The sequence below is a fragment of the Burkholderia metallica genome (assembly GCF_001718555.1).
Lineage (GTDB): Bacteria > Pseudomonadota > Gammaproteobacteria > Burkholderiales > Burkholderiaceae > Burkholderia > Burkholderia metallica.
Window position 1 is genome coordinate 1264690 of record NZ_CP013403.1, and the last position, 19984, is coordinate 1284673.

Sequence of the window (19984 nt, forward strand, 5' to 3'; positions counted from 1 at the left end):
ATCCGACCGGAGACGGGCTTCCCCATGAAAACGCGTTCATTACCCCAGTGGGGCTGGCTGTGCCTGTTGCTGCTCGTCGTGTGCCTGCCGCGGGTCACGATCGATGCGTATCTGCCGTCGCTGCCGGCGATGGCCGACGCGCTGCACGGCACCGACGCGCAGTTGCAGCTCACGCTGACCTTCTACATGGTCGGCTATGCGCTGTCGATGCTGGTGTCGGGGCCGTTGTCCGACCGTTACGGCCGCCGTCCGGTCCTGCTCGGCGGCCTGTGCCTGTACGTGGTCGCGAGCGTCGCCTGCGCGTGGTCGACCAGCATCGCGGCGATCGTCGCCGCACGCATCTTCCAGGCATTGGGCGGCTGCTGCGGAACGGTGATCGGCCGGGTGATCGTGCGCGAGCGCTTCCCGACCGCGATACAGGCCGCGATGCTGGGCCGGATTTCGGCCGGCATGGCGCTGTCGCCGGTGATTGCGCCGATGGCCGGCAGCGCGGTGGCCGAGTGGCTCGGATGGCGCGGCGTGTTCGGCTCGCTGGCGGCGGGCGGCCTGGTCGCGACGGCGATGGTGCTGCGCTACCTGCCCGAGACCCGCGAACGCGACGCGCGGCCAGCGCCGCGCACGGGGCTCCTGCGGACCTACGCGGGCCTGTTGCGCGAACGCCGCTTCCTGCATTACTCGCTCGCGATCAGTTTCGCGTACTGCACGTACTACCCGTTCATCGCGGAATCGTCGACGCTGTTCCAGCGGCAACGGGGCGTATCCGGCCCGATGTATGCCGCCATTTTCGGCCTGACCGTGCTCGGTTATCTGATCGGTTCGAACCTGTTCGCACGGACCGGCACCCGCTGGAAGGCCGATTCGGTCATCGCGGCGGCGGCGGGCGTGAATCTGGCGAGTGCCGCCGTGCTGTGGATCGGCGCGGCGATTGCGCCGGCGTCGGTGGCGGCGCTCGTCGTGCCGATGTTCTTCGTGATGATCGCCGTCGGGATCGCGATTCCCGCTTGCCAGTTCGCGGTGATGCAGCCGTACGCGACGATCGCCGGGACGGCGTCCGGGTTGTTCTTCTTTATCCAGATGGCGATCACGGCCGCGTGCGGCGGCGTGCTGGCGTGGCTGTCGGACGGTACCGCGCGCCCGATGATCGTCGTCACGGCCGGTGCGAGCGTGGCGTTCGTGGCGGTGGCGGTCGGCCTGCGCGAGCGGCGGCGCGCGGGCGACGGTGCGCGCTTCACGACGCGCAGCGGGGCCGCCGCCGAGCGCTGAGTGCCGAGCGACGAGCGAAGGCCGGCCCGCGCGACGCGTGTCCGCGCCGGCTGTGCAACCCGTGTTTTCCGCGAGGCGTCGCCGTGGAAAGGATCATGTAATGTAGCGGCCTGTCGCTGACCTTACCGGAATCCCCATGCGTGTGCTGCTCGTCGAAGACAATCCGAACCTCGCCCAGTCGCTGAACGACGCGCTGAGCGCGGCGCGCTTCGCGGTCGATCACATGGCGGACGGCGAGGCGGCCGACCACGTGCTGCGCACGCAGGACTACGCGCTGGTGATCCTCGATCTCGGGCTGCCGAAGCTCGACGGGCTGGAAGTGCTGCGGCGCTTGCGTGCACGGCGCAATCCGGTGCCGGTGCTGATCCTGACCGCGCACGGGTCGGTCGAGGATCGCGTGAAAGGGCTCGATCTCGGCGCCGACGACTATCTCGCGAAGCCGTTCGAACTGACCGAGCTGGAGGCGCGCGCCCGCGCGCTGATCCGCCGCAGCCTCGGCCACGAGCATTCGCGGGTCGAGTGCGGGCCGCTTTCGTACGACAGTATCGACCGCAGCTTCCACCTCGCGGGCGAGCCGCTGTCGCTCACGCCGCGCGAGCGCTCGGTGCTGGAAGTGCTGATCCTGCGCAATGGCCGCGCGATCAACAAGGAAACGCTGTCGGAGAAGATCTTCGGGCTCGACGAGTCGGTGAATGCCGATGCGATCGAAATCTACGTGTACCGGCTGCGCAAGAAGCTCGAGAACACGGGCATCGCGATCGTCACGCTGCGCGGGCTCGGTTATCTGCTGGAAGCGAAGGCGGAGACGGCGGAATGAGCCGCCGACGCGCTCACGATCCTTGCGCGGGACCGGTGTACGCGTCGACGTGCTGCGCCGGGTCGACACGTTCGCGGCCCGGCCGTCACACGCATGCGATTCACGGCCGGGCGCGCGGGCGCGCAGCGGTGCGGCGTGCATGCTCCGCTATGCCGCATGGCGCAGCCGGGCGGGGGGCCGAGTGATCCGCCCGAACCTGCGCACGCAGGTTGCGCTGTGGCTGCTGCTGCCGCTGCTCGGCCTGCTCGCGCTCGACTCCTGGCTCACGTACCAGCGCGCGATGAATGCCGCGCACGTCGCGTTCGACCGCACGCTGTCGTCGTCGCTGAAGTCGATCCGCGAAGGCGTGCGGCTCAACGACGGCGAGATCGAGGTCGACCTGCCGTATCTCGCGCTCGAAATGCTCGAATCGAGCGACGGCGGCAAGATCTACTACCTGATCCGCGAAGACAACGGCCACACGATCACCGGCTACCCGGACCTGCCGCTGCCGCAGGGGCGCGACGCGGGCGACGGTGCGCTGTTCGTCACGCGCTACTACGACGTCGTCTATCGCGGCGAGCAGTTGCGGATGGCCGCGCTGCGCATCCCGGTGCACGACGTGCCGACCGCGCAGTCGCGCATCGTGTGGGTGATGGTCGGCGAGACGATCGAGGCGCGCCAGGCGCTCGCGCGCGAAATCCTGGTCGGGTCGCTGCTGCAGGAAGGGCTGCTCGTCGTGCTTGCGCTCGGCATCGTGTGGCTCGGCGTCGGGCGCGGGCTGCGGCCGCTGAACCGGCTGTCGGCGACGGTCGCCGCGCGCAGCGAGGACGATACGACGCCGCTCGAACCCGGCGCGATGCCGAGCGAGCTTGCGCCGCTCGTCGAGTCGATCAACCAGTACATCGGCCGTACGCAGCGCATGCAGGTCGCGCGGCGCCGCTTCTTCGCGGATGCGGCCCATCAACTGAAGACACCGCTCGCGGCCGTGCAGGCCGGTGTCGAACTCGCGCTGCGGCCCGACGAGCAGGCGCGCGCGAACGGGCATCTGCGGCGCGCGAACGGCGCGGTGCGGCAGGCCGCGAAGATCGTCCAGCAACTGCTGTCGCTGTCGCGGCTCGATTCGGACAGCGGCCATGCGGTCGCGCACCGGCCGGTCGCGCTGCACCGGCTCGCGCGCAGCGTGACGCTCGACTGGTCGCCGGTCGCACGCGCGCGCGACATCGATCTCGGTTTCGAGCACGAGGCCGACGTCGACGTGCACGGGCAGCCCGACCTGCTCGGCGAGATGATCGGCAACCTGATCGACAACGCGATCCGCTATGCGGGCGATCGCGCGGTGATCACGGTGCGCGTGTCGCGCGACGGCGAGCATGCGCGGCTCGACGTCATCGACAACGGGCCGGGCGTTCCGGCGGACGAGCGCGACGCGGTGTTCGAGCGTTTTCATCGCGGCAGCAAGACGCAGACGGTCGAAGGGACGGGGCTCGGGCTGTCGATCGTGCGCGAAATCGCGCGCGTGCATCAGGGCAGCGTGACGCTGGCCGATGCGGCGGGGGGCGGGTTGGTCGTGACGATCCGGTTGCCGGCGGTGGGCGTTGGGGCGCCGCGTGCCGCGTGACGACGATGGCCGCTGCGGGACGGCGGCGGCCCGGGTAACGCCGCCTTCCGATGGCGGGGCTGGCCGGGGCTATTGCGTGCGGTGTGGTGCGGTGCCGAGCGCGCGGCTCAATCGCCGAACCCGATCTCCGCTTCCAGCGATTGCCCGATTTCGAGCCACGCCCCCGCGCCGGCGACCACGATCGCGTTGACGCCGAACGTCAGCTCGCCGTTGAAGTTCGGGTTCGCGCGATAGGTCTGCATCGTGTCGGTCGGTTCATGCGGCCACGCGGGATCGGGCGCGCCGGTGACCTGGTCGATCGTCGGCATCGGGCAGCGCGTGCATGGCTTCACGAGGCGCAGCCGCACGGGCGTCGCGCCTTCCGTATCGAAATGTTCGACGAAATCCTCTTCGTACGCGTCGAGATCCGACACGACGATGTTAGGACGGAAGCGGTTCATCGGAATCGCCGGTGCGCCTTTCGCGGCGAGCCGTGCGTTCAGGTCGTCGAGCGACGACTGGCCGATCACGAGCAGCGGGTAGCCGTCGGCGAACTGCGTGTGCGTATCGACGTCGCCGGTCCATTTGCGGTTGCAGCTGCGGCGCGCGTCGGCCGCGAAGCGCGCGAGCTTCGTGGGCGTGCCGAGGAACTCGGTGAGCCACGCGGCCGTTTCGGCGCCCGTGTCGATCGCGTCGACGGTGTCGCGCCACACGGTCGCGGCCATTTTCGGCGTGGCGGGCGATACGTCGCCGTCGAGCGGCGTGCGGAGTTCGCGCATGCCCGGCGCGTTCAGCACGAGCGCCTCGCTGTCGAGCGCGGTGCGGATCAGCGCGAGGCGCGGGTGCGTGCGCTGCGTGATCATCTGCCCGGCGGGGTCGGTGATCAGCCAGTGGCGGTCGTACGCGAGGCCCGTTTCGAGCAGTTGCGCGCGCGACAGCGCGATGCCGGCACAGGATTTGATCGGGTAGACGAAGAGTTCGGAGATGGCTGGCATGACGCTGGCTGAAGGCGGATGACGAGATCGCGATTGTGCCAGATCGCGCCGCAACCGTTCGGGCGGCTGCGTGCCGCCGCGCGGCCGGTCACGCGAGCGGGAAGCCCGCGTCGAACGTCGCGCGCACGGCGAGCGGCTGGCGCAGCAGGCCCGCCTTCAGGTAGAAATCGGCCGTGCGCTGCTGCTCGGCGACGATCGTCGCATCGATCGGCAGCCAGCGTGTGTTGCGGCGTTCGAATTGCAGCTTCGCGGCCGCCGGAGGAATGCCGATGATGCGGGCGAGTGCGGCGGAATACGCGTCGACGTGCCGGTACGACCACGCCTGCGCGCGCACGACGCGCCGCAGGAAATCGTGCAGCACGTCGCGCTTCGACGCGATCGCCGCGTCGGTCGCCGCGAGGTAGCTGAGGCCCGACCACAGCCCGCGGCCGTTGACGAGCACGCGCGCGCGGCCGCCGGTTTCCGCGAGCGCGGTATAGGGCTCCCACGTCGCCCACGCATCGATCGAACCGGTTGCGAGCGCAAGCATCGTGTCGGCCGGCGGCAGGAAGCGGAACGATACCGCGTCGGGCGGCAGGCCGGCCGCATCGAGCGCCTTCAGCGTGACGAAATGGCCGATCGAGCCGCGCGTGGTACCGATGCGCTTGCCTTTCAGGTCCGCCGGGCCTTTCAGCGGCGCATCGGGCCGCACGAGCACCGCGGTGCCGTACGGGTCGGATCGGTTCGCGCCGATCACCTTGATGCGGGCGCCCGACGCGAGCGCGAAGATCACCGGCGCGTCGCCGATCGGCCCGCAGTCGACGGCGGCCGCGTTCAGCGCTTCGGCGAGCGGCGCGGCGGCCGGGAATTCGGTCCACGCGATGTCGTACGTCAGGCCGTTCAGTTCGCCGGCCGCTTCGAGCAGCGCGCGCAGCCCGCCTTTCTGGTCGCCGGCGCGCAGCAGCGGCCGCGTGCCCGTCTGTGCGCGCAGCGCGGCCGGGGCCGTGGCGATCGTGGCAAGGGCGCTCGCTTGTGCGAGGAAGTGGCGTCGGGTCGGATTCATCGTGAAAGTCGGTGAGAAGAGAGGTTCAGCATGCATTCAGTGCGGCAGCCCGGCCTGGACGTCGCGCACGGGCTCCGAGTCGACGCGCAGCAGCAGCGCGGTCAGCGGATCGCCGCTCGCGGCCGGTCCGGCGGGTCGTGCGAGGCCGTCCGCGCGGCACAGCAGGTCGGCATCCGACCAGCCGGCGCTGCCCGGCAACGCACGCGCCCGCAGCCAGCCGCGACGATCGGCGAGCAGCTGCGTGCCGCCGAGCGCGTCGGGCGCCACGCCGGCGATCGTCGCGAACGCGCGCCACGCATCGGGCGTCGCGGCGACGCAATCGGCGCGCGTCGCACCGGCCGCCGGCGGCACGGGTGCGCCGTGTGCCGTGACGAGCAGGGTTTGCCAGCGCGCGTCTTCCGGCGGCGGCGTCGCGCCCGGCGCGAGCGCGACGATGCGCACGCGCTGGCCTGCGCGCCAGCGCTCGAGCGGCTGCGGCGCGGCGGCGCCGCAACGCACGTCGAGCGCCGGCAGCGGGACGGGCACGGGCCACGCGCCTTCGGCCTGCGCGCCGCTGCCCGCGGCGAGCGCTTTCAGGTAGTCGAGCACGGCCCAGGTGTCCTGCGGCCCGAGCGTCGCGGCGAAGCCGGGCATCGTCGGCGCGCCGCGTTCGTCGTGCATGCCGTGACGCACGCGCCAGAACAGTTCGCCGTCGAGACGCCGGGCGAGCAGCGCGCCGGCGAAGGTCGGCGGCCAGTGCGCGAGCGTGGCCGCGAGCGGCCCTTCGCCGCGGCCGTCCGTCCCGTGGCAGGCCGCGCAGTGCTGCGCATACAGGTGCGCGCCGCGCATCACGTTCGAGACGGAAAACGGCGCGGGATCGCGCTGGAAACTCGTCGGCACGGCGGGTGCGAGCCACAGCGCGGCCGGCGGCCACGGCGCGAACCAGCCGGCGGCCAGCGCAGCGAGCGCCGACGCGATACGCCATCTGCGCGAAGCGAACGCGACGCACGCGAGCGCGACGGCCAGCGCCGTCGCCGCGGCGGCGAACGCGAGTTGCCGCGTGAGTCCCGCGTCGATCCGCAGCGTTTCGAGCGCGACGCGGTGCGCCCACGGCCACGCGGGCTGACCGTCGGCATCGCCCGTCAGGCCGAGCGCATGCAGCCCGTGCGCGAGCGCGATCTGCGTGCGATACAGCGCTTGCAGGAACACGAGTGCCCAGTCGGCGAACGTCGGCGCGTTCATCGGCACCCTTCGCGCCGCGCGGCGGCCCATCGTCGAGCGGCACCGCGCATCTACCAGCTCGCATCGAGCCCGAGGTGCCGCAGCGCGTCGTGACGCAGTTCGGCGAGGCGCGGGTCGCCGCGATGGCGCGGGTAGGGCAGGTCGACGCGCAATTCGGCGACGATCCGCGCGGGCCGCGGCCCGAACACGATCACCCGTTGCGCGAGGAACAGCGCTTCCTCGACGTCGTGCGTGACGAGCAGCGCGGAGAACCCGTCGCGTCGCCACAGCGCGGTGAGTTCGGCCTGCATCGTGAGCCGCGTGAGCGAATCGAGCTTGCCGAGCGGCTCGTCGAGAATCAGCAGGCGCGGATCGTTGACGAGCGCGCGGGCCAGCGCGACCCGCTGCGCCATCCCGCCAGACAACTGATGCGGGAACACGTTCGAGAATTCCTGCAGCCCGACGCGCGCGAGCGCCTCGTCGACGCGGTGCTGCGACGCACGCGCGACGCCGCGCGCCTCGAGGCCGAGTGCGACGTTCGCGCGCACGCGCCGCCACGGGTACAGCGTCGGGTCCTGGAACACGACGATGCGCGACGGATCGGGTTGCGCGATCGGCACGCCGTCCTGCGCGATCGTGCCTTGCCGCGCGGCGTCGAGCCCCGCGACGAGGCGCAGCAGCGTCGATTTCCCGCAGCCGCTCGGGCCGAGCAGCGCGACGAATTCGCCGGCCGCGACCGACAGCGTGACGTCGTCCAGCACCGGCAGCGCGCCGCCGGGGCCATCGAATGCGTGGCTCACGCGGCGGATGTCGATGCGCGCGCCGCGCGGCGGCGTGACGGCGGGAGCCGCGGCGGCGGCAACGGACGATTCGGGTACGGCGACGCTCACCATTTGACGGTTCCTTTCTGCCACGCGAGCACGCGGTCGCGCACCGCGAACAGCAGCGCGATCAGCCCGGAAAACAGCAGCGCCATCACGATCAGCGCCGCATACATGTTCACGTACGACGCCCAACCCTGCGCCCAGCTCAGGTACCAGCCGAGCCCGGACTTGACGCCCATCATCTCGGCGACGACCAGCACCGTGAACGACGCGCTCAGCCCCATGAAGATGCCGACGAACACGTGCGGCAGCGCGGCCGGAATCGCGACGCGCAGCACGAGGAAGCGCGCATTCGCACCGAGCGTGCGCGCGACGTCGTAATACTGCTTGTTGACGCTCGCGACGCCCGACCACGTCAGCACCGCGACCGGGAAGCCGGTCGCGAGCGCGATCAGGAACGCGGCGGCCGAATAGCTCGACGGGAAGAAGTAGAACGTGAGCGGCAGCAGCGCGGTGGCCGGCACGGGGCCGAGCACGCGCAGCACCGGATGCACCCAGTAGCCGATCCGGCGCGACCAGCCGATCGACACGCCCACGGCGAAGCCGACCGCGACGCCGTACGCAAAGCCGAGCGCGAGCAGCTTCAGCGTGTTGCCGGCGCTGCCGGCGAGGCGCGGCCAGTCGTCGACGTAGACCTCGATCAGCGCCTGCGGCGGCGCGAAGAACGGCGTCGGCAGCCAGCCGGTTTTCGCGGTGAGGATTTCCCACGCGGCGAGCGCGAGCGGCAGCGCGACGAGCCATGGGCCGGCCGCGCGCACGCGCGCGAGCGGCGTGCGCGTCGCGGGAGCGAGCTGGCCGAGCGTCGCGGCGACGAGCAGCAGCGCGGCGATCGTCCACGCGGCCGTGCCGAACGTGTCCGTGTAGGCCCAGTCGGTGAAGCCGACCACGCGGTTCGGCCACAGCTGCGTGAGCGCGCCGAGCGCGGCCCACGCGAGCGCGGCCGCGATGCCGGTCGGCCAAGTGCGGGCGCGGCGAGCCTCGGCGGCCAGCGTGGCTTCGCAGGCCGTGCAGGCGATGCGTGCCGCGGGGGCGACGGCATCGCCGCCGGAAGGCGCGGATGGGGTGCGTGCGGCGGGCGCGTGTTCGATCGTCGACATCGCGTCACCCCAGCACGTTCGCATAGACCTGCTGCGCGAAGCGCTGCGGGTCGGTGCTCTTCTTCAGCACGCTGATGCGGCGGAAATCGTCCGCGTAGAACGCAATTTCCTGCTGCAGGTCGACGTTGGTCGGATGGTGCGTGTAGGTGAGCGTCGCGTACAGCTTGCGCAGGTCGTCGGGGCTGATCTTCGGCGAATACTTCGCGAACACCTTCGCGGCTTCGTTCGGATTGTCGTGCGTGAATTCGGTGGCCTGCACGATCGAGCGCGCGAGCGCGGCCGCCGACGGCCGGTCGTTGCGCACGAGGTCGCCGCGCGCGCCGATCACGCAGCACACCTTGCGCGCGTATTCGCCGGACAGGTTCGTCGCCAGTTCGGTGTACGCACCGTTGCTGCGCTTTTCGAGCAGATAGAGATTCGGGTCGCCGTCGGCGATCGCGTGAATCTCGCCCTTGTCGACCGCGACGCCGAGCAGGTCGGCCGGATACTGCCGCCACGTGATGTCGCGTTCGGGATCGATCCCGTTCTTCGCGAGCAGGATCGAAAAGAAATGCTTGCCGGGCGCGGCCAGATCGCTGACGCCGACCGTCTTGCCCTTCAGCGCCTGCAGCGTCGTCACGCCGGCCGCCTTCGCGCCGAGCAGCCGCACGCAGCCGCCGTGCGAGCTGCCGATGATCTTCACGTCGAAGCCGGCTTCGAGCGGCTTGAGCCAGCGATGGATCATGCCGACCGCCGCATCGGCCTTGCCGGTCGCGATCGATTCGAGCAGCTGGTCGGTCGAGCCGCTGTAGTTGATCAGCTCGACCTTCAGGCCGTTCTTCTCGAAGAAGCCGCGCTCCTGCGCGACGACGATCGGCGTCAGGCAGAACGCGTTCTGGTTCCACGCGAACGTGAGCTTCTTCAGCGGCGGCGCGGACCAGGCCTTGCGACCGAGCGTGATCGCGGGCGCGGCGAGTGCGGCGGCGCCGGCTGCGCGCAGCAGCTTGCGGCGTTTGTCGTCGTGCGTGTCGTGCGCGTCGGCGGGCACGGGTGCGGTGGTTCGGGTCATGTGGTCGGGTCTCGGGTCGTGCGCAAAGGTGCTCAGTCGAGCAGGTCGGGTTCGTCGGCGACGACGCGCGCGAACAAGCTGTCGAACGCATGCAGTGCCCCCTCCGGGCCGCCGATCTGGCCGTGCGTGTGCCGCGCGGTCGCGTGATCGATCGGCTGCGGCGTGCCGGCCGCTTCGGCCAGCAACTGCGTGTGCGCGGCATTGTCGAGCGCGATGTACCACCACGCGGCGGCCTCGACCGTCGGGCCGACGCTCAGGATGCCGTGGTTCTTCAGGATCACGCCCTTGTGCGTGGTGCCGTCCGGTTTCGCGAGCGCAGCGGCGATCCGCGCGCCTTCGCTCGTGTCGACGACCATCCCCGTGAAGTCGTCGAACAGCGCGTGATCCTCGTAGAACACGCACGCGTCCTGCGTGAGCGGATCGAGCGGCCGGCCGAGCGTCGACCACGCCTTGCCGTACGTCGAATGCGTGTGCGCGGCGGCGACGACGTGCGGATGCGCGTCGTGAATCGCCGCGTGAATCGCGAATGCGGCCTTGTTCAGCGGCCGCGTGCCGATCGCGGTTTCGCCGCGCGCGTTGACGAGCAGCAGGTCGGACACCTTGATCTGCGAGAAATGCAGGCCGAGCGGATTCACCCAGAAGTGGTCGGGCAGTTCGGGGTCGCGCGCGGTGATGTGGCCGGCGAGACCCTGTGCGAAGCCGAAGCGCGCGAACAGGCGGAACGCGGCGGCGAGCCGTTCCTGACGGTGACGGCGCTCGGCGGCGACGTCGACGCGCGGCGCCGGCGGATCGAACCAGAAATGCTGGCGCGGCGCTTCGGCGAGTTCGAGGCCCGATGCGGTGCGGGCGGGGGAGGCAAGGACGGCGGACATGATCGTGTATCGCTCCGTCGGGCTCAGGCTGCGCGGCGCGCCGCGTCGCGTGCGGCGACCGCGGCACGCACGCGCGGAATCAGTTCGCGGCCGTAGTCGATCGCGTCTTCCAGCGGATCGAAGCCGCGGATCAGGAACGTCGTCACGCCGAGGTCGTAGTAGTCGAGCAGTGCATCGGCGACCTGTTCGGGCGTGCCGACCAGCGCCGTCGAATTCGAGCGCGCGCCGGTGAGCTTCGCAATCTCGGTCCACAGCCGCTTGTCGACGCGCGAGCCGCGTTCGGCCGCGGCGAGCAGGCGGCGCGCGCCTTCGCTCTGCTGCGGGCCGCCGGCGCCGAGGCCGGCCGCTTCGCGCAGCCGGCGCGTTTCGTCGAGGATGCGATGCGCACGCGCCCACGCTTCGTCCTCGGTCGCGGCGAGGATCGGGCGGAACGACACGGAGAAGCGCACCTGCCGGCCGTGCCGCGCGGCTTCGGCGCGCACCCGCGCGGTCAGGTCGCGCACCTGGTCGAGCGATTCGCCCCACAGCGCGTAGACGTCCGCGTGCTTGCCGGCCACCGCGAGCGCGGCCTCCGATGCGCCGCCGAAGTAGATCGGCACATGCGGCTGCTGGAGCGGCTTCACTTCCGAAAAGCCCTGCTTGAACCGGTAGTGCGCGCCGTCGTGATCGAACGGCTGCGCTTCGGTCCAGATCCGCCGCAGGATGCCGAGGTATTCGTCGGTACGCGCGTAGCGCGCGTCGTGGTCGAGGAAATCGCCGTCGCGCTGTTGCTCGCTGTCCGAGCCGCCGGAGATGAAATGCACGGCGAGCCGGCCGCGGCTGAACTGGTCGAGCGTCGCGATCTGGCGCGCGGCGAGCGTCGGCGCGGTGAAGCCCGGACGATGAGCGAGCATGAAGTGGATGCGCTCGGTCGCGGCCGCGGCGAACGCGATCGTCAGCGTCGCCGACGGGCCGGTCGAGTGGTGCGGCACGAGGATCCGGTCGAAGCCGGCCGTCTCGTGGGCGCGCGCGAAGTCGCGCACGTAGTCGGGATCGACCACGGGGCCGGACGCCGGGTGGATTTCCGACTGCTTCTGGCTCTGGATCATGCCGATGAATTCGACGCTCATCTGGGTCTCCGGTGCAGGGACGTCCCGGCGCGCGGCCGGGCAGGAATGGACCGCAGGTTAACGCCGGGATCATGCGGAACGGAAATAATCAATCCCGATTTGAATATCAGATTTGCATGGTTTGGGCGGCGGGGCGCTGCGCCTACGCTGTGGGCTCACGAACGATCGGGCGCGCGGGCGCCGGCGAACCTAACCACCGCACGCGCCCGATCGTCGACTTCATGAAAGACCGCGACGCGCGGCGACCGATTGCCGTTGCGTCGTCGCGGCCTGTCCTTTTCCGCATGTCCCAGGGAATCCGTGCCGATGTCCGCCAGCCTTGCCGCTTCCTCGCCGTCGCCGCAGCCGCCTTCGCTGCGCCTGTTGCCCACCGACGATGCCGACGACGCACGCGTCGCCGCGCTGCTCGACCGTCTCGCGCCGGCCCTTGCCGCCGATGCGGCCCGCAACGATGCCGACGGCCGCTTTCCGCATGAAAACTTCGCGCGGCTGCAGCGCGCGGGGCTGATCGCGCAGGTCGTGCCGCGCGCGTTCGGCGGCGCCGGGGCGACGCTCGCGCAGGCGAGCCGGATCGTGGCGGCCGTCGCGCGTGCCGATCCGGCAACCGCGCTGGTGCTGACGATGACCTATCTGCAGCATCGCGCGCTCGGTCGCGCCGACACTCGCTGGCCGGCGCAGCTCCGGCGCGCGGTGTTCGACAGCGCGGTCGCGCAAGGCGCGCTGATCAACGCGCTGCGCGTCGAGCCCGCGCTCGGTTCGCCGTCGCGCGGCGGCCTGCCGGAAACCATCGCGCGTCGCGACGGCGACGGCTGGCGGCTGTCCGGTCACAAGCTGTACTGCACCGGCATCCCGGCGCTGCGCTGGCTGGCCGTGTGGGCGCGCACCGACGAGCCGGCGCCGCGGGTCGGCGTGTTTCTCGTGCCGCGCGAGCCCGCTGCGGATGGCGACCGCATCCGCGTGATCGAAAGCTGGAATCACCTCGGCCTGCGTGCGTCAGGCAGCCATGAAGTCGTGTTCGACGACGTGCGGCTGCCGGCCGATCATGCGGTCGACGTACGCGCACCGGACGCATGGGCCGTGTCGGCCGCATCCCATGCGGATGCCGATGCGCAGGCCGACCAGCAGGCGTGGATGGTCGCGCTGCTCGGCAGCCTGTACGACGCGGTGGCGCGCGCGTCGCGCGACTGGCTGGTCGGTTTCGCGACGACGCGTGCGCCGAGCGGGCTGGGCGCGCCGCTCGCGACACTGCCGCGCGTGCAGGAAGCGGTCGGCGACATCGAGGGCTGGCTGCATGCGAACCGCGTGCTGCTCGACGATCACATCGCACGTACCGACGCGGGCAATGCGCCGCCGGTCGCGACGAGCGGCCTCGTCAAGCGCACGGTAACCGAGCACGCGATTCGTACGGTCGAGCAGGCGTTGAAGCTGTCGGGCAATCACGGGTTGAGCCGCGCCAATCCGCTCGAACGCCACTATCGCGACGTGCTGTGCAGCCGCGTGCATACGCCGCAGGACGACGCGATCGCGGTGGCGGCCGGGCGCGCGGTACTCGAAGCGGCGGGAAGGGGCGAGTCGAAGGGCGAAACGAAAAGCGCCGCGCCACTCGACGACACCCGACGCGGCCGCGTCGATGCGTGAGCGGAGCGCCCCGCGCGCAGGTGTCGAGCGGGCGGCGCGATGCCTGCACCGCCCGGCCGGATCACGCAGCCTTGCCGTGCCGCTGCTCGGGCAGCGCGAATGCCGCGCGCGCCTGTGCGGCAACGGCGGCGAGCGGCGCGTCGAAGCGGGCCGCATCGTGCCGGCGCAGCAGCCACAGATCGATCTGCGGCTTGAAATCGACGAGCGGCACGATGTCGAGCGCATCGCGCAGCGGGCTGCCTTCGACGAGCGGCAGCGGCATCAGCCCGATCCCGAAGCCGTTCGCGACGCTCTGCAGTTGCAGGTCGCGGCCGTAGGTGTCGAGCGTGACCGGCATCGGCAGCCCCTGCGCGTCGAGCGCGCGCCGCAAGCCCGCGCGAAAGCCGCAACCGTCGGGATTGAGCACCCAGCCGTGCGCGCGGCAATCGGCGAGCCGGTAACTGCGGCGTGGCCAGTCGCCCTTGCGGCCGACCGCGACGAGCCGCGTGGCCAGCAGCCGTTCGCCCTCGACCTGCGCGGGCAGCACCATCTCGCGCGCGAGGAAGACGAGCGCCGCATCGAGTTCGCGACGGGCAACGCGCTCGACGAGCATGCCGCCCCACGCGGTCGTGACCTGCGTCGCGAGCGCGGGCCACTGCTCGGCGAGTGCGGCGATCAGCGCGGGCAGCATCAGCTCGCCGAGGCCCTGCGTGAGCCCGATCCGGAATTCGCCGGCGGGCGGCTGCTCGCCGGCCGTCAGCTCGCGCAGCGCATCGACTTCGCGCAGGATCGCGCGACACTGTTCGAAGACGCGCCGGCCGATGTCGGTCGGGCGCGGCGGCTTCGTGTTGCGGTCGAGCAGCGTCACGCCGAGCGCTTCCTCGAGATTCTGGACGCGCCGCGTGATTGCGGGCTGCGTCATCCCGAGCTCGGCCGCGGCCTGGCTCAGTGTCTGGCAGCGGACGACCGCTGCAAAAGCGTCGATATCGCTAATTTTCATGTTTGTTCTGCATGGACTTTCGGGTGCATCATGACGATCCATCATATTCGGCATCATATTCGAGGAGTCAGCCGATGAGTACGCTTTCGTTGCATCGGACGCCGCTGCGTCCGTTCGTCGACGGTCTCGGCGCGCTGCTCGCGTCCGGCGCGGACGAGGCGCGCATCCTCGACGAAGGCGGCGCGCTGCTCGCCGCGCTCGTCGAACACGACGACTGGTTGCCCGACGCGTTCGCGCAGCCCGACCCCGCGCGCTATCGGCAGTACCTGCTGCATCTCGACCCGGACGAGCGGTTCTCGGTCGTCAGCTTCGTGTGGGGGCCCGGCCAGACGACGCCGATCCACAACCACACGGTGTGGGGGCTGATCGGGATGCTGCGCGGCGGCGAATTCTCGCAGCCGTACCGGTTCGACGCGGCGGGCCGGCCGGTGGCGTCCGGCGAAGCCGTGCGGCTGCGGCCGGGCGAAATCGAAGCCGTGTCGCCGCGCATCGGCGACGTCCATCGCGTGACCAACGCGTTCGCCGACCAGGTATCGATCAGCATCCACGTTTACGGCGCGAACATCGGCAAGGTCGAGCGCGCGGTGTACCTGGACGACGGGACCGTGAAGCCGTTCGTGTCCGGCTATTCGAACGCCTGATGCAGCGCCGGCCGGCCCGCGCCGGCAGGCCCCTGACTCATCCTTTATCGCTTTCTTCACAGACTTCAACGCATTCGAGACAGAAACATCGTGACGCAATCCGCCGACTCCACCTCCCGCTTTCCCGTCGCGTCGTACCAGGACGTGCGCGCCCGCCTGCTTGCCCGCGACGAGCTCGCGCTGATCGACGTACGCGAGGAAGATCCGTACGCGCAGGGCCATCCGCTGTGGGCCGCGAACTTCCCGCTGTCGAAACTCGAACTCGACGCGTGGACGCGGATTCCGCGCCGCGACACGCCGATCGTCGTGTTCGGCGAAGCGGGCGGCGAGGATCTCGCGCCGCGCGCGGCCGCGAAGCTCGCGCAGCTCGGCTATACCGACGTGCGGCTGCTCGACGGCGGCCTCGCGGGCTGGGTCGCCGCGGGCGGCGAACTGTTCATCGACGTGAACGTGCCGAGCAAGTCGTTCGGCGAATGGGTCGAGGCCGAGCGGCACACGCCGTCGCTGTCCGCGCAGGAGGTGCAGGCGCTGATCGACGCGAAGGCGGATGTCGTGATCGTCGACGCGCGCCGTTTCGACGAATACCAGACGATGAACATTCCGACCTCGACGAGCGTGCCGGGCGCGGAACTCGTGCTGCGCGTGCGCGCGCTCGCGCCGAACCCGGCGACCCGGGTGATCGTCAACTGCGCGGGCCGCACGCGCAGCATCATCGGCACGCAGTCGCTCGTCAACGCGGGGCTGCCGAATCCGGTCGCCGCGCTGCGCAACGGCACGATCGGCTGGACGCTCGCGGGCCAGACGCTCGAGCGCGGCGCCGCGCGGCGCTTCCCGGACGCCATCGACGCAACGCAGCGCGCCGACGCCCGCAAGGCGGCGCGCGCGGTGGCCGAACGCGCGGGCGTGCCCCGCATCGCACTCGCCGACGTCGACGCGCTCGCCGAACCGGGCCGCACGCTGTACCGCTTCGACGTGCGCACGCCGGAGGAATACGAAGCCGGCCATCTGCCGGGCTTCCTGAGCACGCCGGGCGGCCAGCTCGTGCAGGAGACCGATCATCACGCGGCCGTGCGCGGCGCGCGGATCGTGCTCGCCGACGACGACGGCGTGCGCGCCGACATGACCGCATCGTGGCTCGCGCAGATGGGCTGGGACGTGCGCGTCGTCGAACCGGAAGGCGGCACGGCCCGCTGCGTCGAGCGCGGCCAGCCGCCGCGCGACGTGCCGGCCGCGCCGGCCGTAACGGACGTCTCGCCCGTGACGCTCGCGGGCTGGCTGAAGGAGGCCGCGCCCGGCGAGCTGGCGGTCGTCGACGTGACGGCCAGCGCGAACTATGTGAAGCGCCATATCCCGGGCGCATGGTTCGCGGTGCGCGCGCAGTTGCGCGAAGCCCTTGCCGCGATCCCGCCCGCGAAGCGCTATGTGTTCACGTGCGGATCGAGCCTGCTCGCGCGGTTCGCGGCGGACGACGCGCGTGCGCTGCTGCCGGCGTCGGCCGACATCGTGGTGCTGACCGGCGGCACGGCCGCCTGGATCGACGCCGGACTGCCGCTCGAAAGCGGCGAGACGCGCCTCGCGTCACCGCGCGTCGATCGCTACCGGCGCCCGTACGAAGGCACCGACAACGCGGCGGCCGCGATGCAGGCGTATCTCGACTGGGAGTACGGGCTGGTCGATCAGTTGAAGCGGGACGGCACGCATCACTTCAACGTGATTTGACCAGTGCGGTGCAGCGGGGCGCGACGGCACGGCGTGTGCCGCGCCCCGTTGCCGCACGTCGGGCAGGTTGCGCGCGTGTCAGCGCTTGAACGTATCGACGGCCGCGCGGCCGACGGCCGGATCGTCGGTGAAGAAGCCGTCGATGCCCGCGCGCAGGTACGCCTGGATCTCGCGCACCGAGCCGGCCGTGTTGCGCGTGGCCGGCGTGCCGCCGTCCTTCAGCGACGCGGGCAGGAAGTTGTTCTCCGGGCGGAACGTGTACGGATGCACGACGAGGCCGGCTTCGTGCGCGTAGCGCACGTACGGCGTCGGCTGTTGCAGCGTGCCGTCCGCGGCGACCGCGATGATCGACGTCTTGTACGGGCCGACGCCGTTCGCATAGGTCGCGATCTCGCGCATGCCGTCGCGCGTCGACAGGTCGCCGTAGGTGCGCTTGTCGTTCGCCTTCACGAAGTCGTACGGGCGCTGGCCGGCTTCGTCCATCAGCTGCACGAGCTTCCAGTTCGGCTGGCTCGACTTGATCCGGTTGCGGATCGTCTTCAGGTTCGCGACCTCGAACGACTGGATATAGACGGTCGCGGTGCGCGCCGTGTACGGATCCTTCAGCAGCGCGTCGACGAGACGGTCCTCGAGCGGCAGCCCGATCGACTGGAAGTAGGTCGGATGCTTGGTTTCCGGATACAGGTGAATCGTGCGGCCGGTCTGCGCGGACATCTGCTTCGCGAGCGCGACGATCTCGTCGAACGTCGGGATCTCGAACTGGTCGTTGTACGCGGTGTTCGCGGGGCGCACCTGCGGAATGCGCTCGCGGGCGCGCAGCGTCTTCAGTTCCGCCAGCGTGAAATCCTCGGTGAACCAGCCGGTCAGTTCCGCGCCGTCGATCGTCTTCGTCGCCTTGCGGCTCGCGAACTGCGGCAGCGTCGATACGTTCGTCGTGCCCGAGATCTCGTTCTCGTGCCGCGCGACGAGCACGCCGTCGCGGGTCGACACGAGGTCGGGCTCGATCACGTCCGCGCCGTCCTCGATCGCCTTGCGGTACGACGCGAGCGTGTGTTCGGGGCGCAGCGCGCTCGCGCCGCGATGGCCGACCACCTGGACCTTCGCGGAAATCGGCTGGGTGGGATCGGACGCGACGTCGTCGCCGCCGCATGCGGCGAGCAGGAACGCGGCCGCACAGGCGAACGGCACGTAGCGCAGGGAGGTCGGGCGCTTGAAGAGCATGTCGGTGAACCTTCGAAACGGAAGTCGGAAAGGGGGCTCGCTCGGACGGGCGGCTGTCGTGCCGTGTCGCGTGGAGTCGAACGGGACGCGATCGTCGCACCGAATAATTACATATGTATTACTTCGGCCTTTCCGTTGTCTGATTTCAGGGCGCGATGCCGGCGGCGGCGTGATCGACGGCGGCCTGCCGGCGACGCATTCCGGCCGTCTCGGGGAGGCCGCGCGCCGGATGCACTAAACTTGCGGGAATTTTGCATCGCCGCGCCGGGGCCGACGCCCGTCCGGCGCGACGATGCGGCGACTCGCGGGCCGGCGCGGGCGCCCGGCGCCCGTGTGTGCCCGGGGCCCGCGCCGGCCGATTTTTCCCGACCCATGACGACTCGAACCGATTCCGCTTTCCTGCTCGGCGATCTGCTGAAGAACGTTTCCCGCTCCTTCTACCTGACGCTGCGCGTGCTGCCCGACGGCATGCGCGACCCGGTCGGCCTCGCGTACCTGCTCGCGCGTGCGGCCGACACGATCGCCGACACCGCGCTCGTCGCGCCCGACCGGCGGGCGGCGCTGCTGACCGACCTGCGCGACGAGGTCGAGCGGCTCGGCGACGGCGCCGCGCTGTCGCGTGCGCTCGAGGACGTGACGCGGATGCAGACCGACTCGCACGAACACGTGCTGCTCGGCTCGGTGGAGCCGATGCTCGCGCTGCTGCGCACGCAGCCGGATGCCGACCGCGCGTCGATCCGCAAGGTCGTCTCGACGCTGACGGCGGGGATGGTGTTCGACCTGCGCACGTTCCCCGACGAGCAGTCGGGGCGAGTCGCGTCGCTGCCGACGCGCGACGAGCTCGACCGCTACACGTATCTCGTCGCGGGCTGCGTGGGCGAGTTCTGGACCGACATGACGGGCATGCACACGCGGGCCGCGCGCAGCTGGAACCTCGCGGACATGTGCGAGAAGGGCATTCGTTTCGGCAAGGCGCTGCAGATGACCAACATCCTGCGCGACTGCGGGAAGGATCTGCGCATCGGCCGCTGCTATCTGCCCGACGACGTGCTGCGCGCGCACGGGCTCGATGTTGCCGACCTGACGGCGCCCGATGCGTCGGCGCGTGCGCGCGGCGTGCTCGTCGACCTGCTGCGCGTGACGCTCGACCAGTATCGCGACGCGTGCCTGTACACGCTCGCGATCCCGCGCCGCTTCGTGCGGCTGCGGCTCGCGTGCCTGTGGCCAATCATGATCGGCCTCGAAACGCTCGAGCTGCTGGCCGGCAACGCGGCGTGGCTCGATCCGGCGAAGCCGGTCAAGGTGCCGAGAAAGCGCGTCTACCGGATCATGGCGTCGTCGCTCGCGCTGGTCGGCTCGAACGCCGCGATTCGCGCACGCCTGACCGCGCTCGCCGATGCGGTGAGTGCGCATCTCGTGCAGCCGGCCGCGCGCTGAGTCGGACTGAACGATGCAGGCACGACAGGCGCCTGCATCGCCCGTCGGCCCGCATTCGCCGGGCTGTTCTCCTGCCGGTCGTCGCTCCCCGCGCCGCGGCTAAAAACGTTTTCATTATTTCGTGTCGCGAAACGTGGGTGTCATGAACGTCAGCGATCCTTCGCGGCGGCGTGAATCGCGGCGTCGGTCGCGGTCGCGCATTTGTAAGATGTATTTCGCCGAAGGCATCTGACGACATCCGACGGTCGCGTCGCACCCGTAAAAATGTAAAGCTAGGGTTTTCACCGTGAAATGCCGGAGAGGCCCGCCGCGTAAGCGTTTTCGGCTGTCATGTAACCGTTTGGTGAACCCGCGCGTTGCGTCGATCATACGATGACCGACTGCACATGTTGGGAAATAATCGGTAATCCGTCAGAATCGCGTCGGCATGTACTCGCACATGT

17 protein-coding genes are annotated in these 19984 nt (G+C 70.6%); 7 read left to right on the forward strand and 10 right to left on the reverse strand.

Annotated elements, in window-relative coordinates; all coding sequences use genetic code 11:
* Nucleotides 1-24: 24 nt before the first annotated feature.
* From WJ16_RS25325 to WJ16_RS25335, 3 genes are all read left to right on the forward strand, one after another.
* Nucleotides 25-1263 carry a multidrug effflux MFS transporter gene (locus tag WJ16_RS25325; protein WP_069259783.1) on the forward strand — a complete coding sequence of 413 codons (1239 nt, stop codon included), beginning with the start codon at nucleotides 25-27 and terminating at the stop codon, nucleotides 1261-1263.
* A gap of 136 nt (nucleotides 1264-1399) precedes the next feature.
* Entirely contained in the window at nucleotides 1400-2080 is a 681-nt protein-coding gene (locus WJ16_RS25330; RefSeq protein WP_011355366.1) for a response regulator, read from the forward strand.
* 181 nt (nucleotides 2081-2261) lie between these two features.
* The gene (locus tag WJ16_RS25335) at nucleotides 2262-3680 is read left to right on the forward strand and encodes a sensor histidine kinase (RefSeq protein ID WP_069261130.1); all 1419 of its coding nucleotides are present in this window, start codon (nucleotides 2262-2264) and stop codon (nucleotides 3678-3680) included.
* A gap of 107 nt (nucleotides 3681-3787) precedes the next feature.
* On the opposite strand, the gene WJ16_RS25340 is transcribed toward WJ16_RS25335, so the two are convergent.
* The 8 genes from WJ16_RS25340 to WJ16_RS25375 all read right to left on the reverse strand — a co-directional run bounded on the left by WJ16_RS25340 (nucleotide 3788) and on the right by WJ16_RS25375 (nucleotide 11906).
* The gene (locus WJ16_RS25340) at nucleotides 3788-4654 is read right to left on the reverse strand and encodes an MOSC domain-containing protein (RefSeq protein ID WP_069259784.1); all 867 of its coding nucleotides are present in this window, start codon (nucleotides 4652-4654) and stop codon (nucleotides 3788-3790) included.
* Between the two features lie 88 nt (nucleotides 4655-4742).
* Nucleotides 4743-5696 (reverse strand): ABC transporter substrate-binding protein, encoded by a 954-nt coding sequence (locus WJ16_RS25345; protein WP_069259785.1) that lies wholly within the window; start codon nucleotides 5694-5696, stop codon nucleotides 4743-4745.
* Nucleotides 5697-5732: 36 nt separating this feature from the next.
* On the reverse strand, nucleotides 5733-6917 hold the full coding sequence (locus WJ16_RS25350) for a c-type cytochrome (protein ID WP_069261131.1): 1185 nt from the start codon (nucleotides 6915-6917) through the stop codon (nucleotides 5733-5735).
* A 50-nt stretch (nucleotides 6918-6967) separates the two neighbouring features.
* Entirely contained in the window at nucleotides 6968-7789 is an 822-nt protein-coding gene (locus WJ16_RS25355; RefSeq protein WP_069259786.1) for an ABC transporter ATP-binding protein, read from the reverse strand.
* On the reverse strand, nucleotides 7783-8877 hold the full coding sequence (locus WJ16_RS25360) for an ABC transporter permease (protein WP_069261132.1): 1095 nt from the start codon (nucleotides 8875-8877) through the stop codon (nucleotides 7783-7785). The genes WJ16_RS25355 and WJ16_RS25360 overlap by 7 nt, the downstream gene beginning before the upstream one ends.
* Nucleotides 8878-8881: 4 nt before the next feature.
* Nucleotides 8882-9925, reverse strand: coding sequence for an ABC transporter substrate-binding protein (locus tag WJ16_RS25365; RefSeq protein ID WP_069259787.1), 1044 nt, complete (start codon nucleotides 9923-9925; stop codon nucleotides 8882-8884).
* A gap of 32 nt (nucleotides 9926-9957) precedes the next feature.
* The gene (locus WJ16_RS25370) at nucleotides 9958-10797 is read right to left on the reverse strand and encodes a class II aldolase/adducin family protein (RefSeq protein WP_069259788.1); all 840 of its coding nucleotides are present in this window, start codon (nucleotides 10795-10797) and stop codon (nucleotides 9958-9960) included.
* A gap of 23 nt (nucleotides 10798-10820) precedes the next feature.
* Nucleotides 10821-11906 (reverse strand): LLM class flavin-dependent oxidoreductase, encoded by a 1086-nt coding sequence (locus tag WJ16_RS25375; protein WP_069259789.1) that lies wholly within the window; start codon nucleotides 11904-11906, stop codon nucleotides 10821-10823.
* A 306-nt stretch (nucleotides 11907-12212) separates the two neighbouring features.
* Here WJ16_RS25375 and WJ16_RS25380 point away from each other — a divergent pair, with 306 nt between their 5' ends.
* Complete coding sequence (locus WJ16_RS25380) at nucleotides 12213-13544, forward strand: acyl-CoA dehydrogenase family protein (protein ID WP_069259790.1); 1332 nt, start codon at nucleotides 12213-12215, stop codon at nucleotides 13542-13544.
* A 61-nt stretch (nucleotides 13545-13605) separates the two neighbouring features.
* Here WJ16_RS25380 and WJ16_RS25385 read toward each other — a convergent pair whose 3' ends face one another.
* Entirely contained in the window at nucleotides 13606-14580 is a 975-nt protein-coding gene (locus tag WJ16_RS25385) for a LysR family transcriptional regulator (RefSeq protein WP_208607024.1), read from the reverse strand.
* 17 nt (nucleotides 14581-14597) lie between these two features.
* Here WJ16_RS25385 and WJ16_RS25390 point away from each other — a divergent pair, with 17 nt between their 5' ends.
* A complete protein-coding gene (locus WJ16_RS25390) occupies nucleotides 14598-15164 on the forward strand; it encodes a cysteine dioxygenase family protein (protein ID WP_069259792.1) in 567 nt (188 codons plus the stop codon).
* Between the two features lie 90 nt (nucleotides 15165-15254).
* Nucleotides 15255-16883 (forward strand): rhodanese-related sulfurtransferase, encoded by a 1629-nt coding sequence (locus WJ16_RS25395; RefSeq protein ID WP_069259793.1) that lies wholly within the window; start codon nucleotides 15255-15257, stop codon nucleotides 16881-16883.
* A 78-nt stretch (nucleotides 16884-16961) separates the two neighbouring features.
* Here the strand turns inward: WJ16_RS25395 and WJ16_RS25400 are convergent, their stop codons facing one another.
* On the reverse strand, nucleotides 16962-18104 hold the full coding sequence (locus tag WJ16_RS25400; protein WP_069259794.1) for a glycerophosphodiester phosphodiesterase: 1143 nt from the start codon (nucleotides 18102-18104) through the stop codon (nucleotides 16962-16964).
* A 372-nt stretch (nucleotides 18105-18476) separates the two neighbouring features.
* On the opposite strand from WJ16_RS25400, the gene WJ16_RS25405 reads away from it, so the two are divergent.
* Entirely contained in the window at nucleotides 18477-19541 is a 1065-nt protein-coding gene (locus tag WJ16_RS25405; RefSeq protein ID WP_069259795.1) for a phytoene/squalene synthase family protein, read from the forward strand.
* Nucleotides 19542-19984 lie beyond the last annotated feature (443 nt).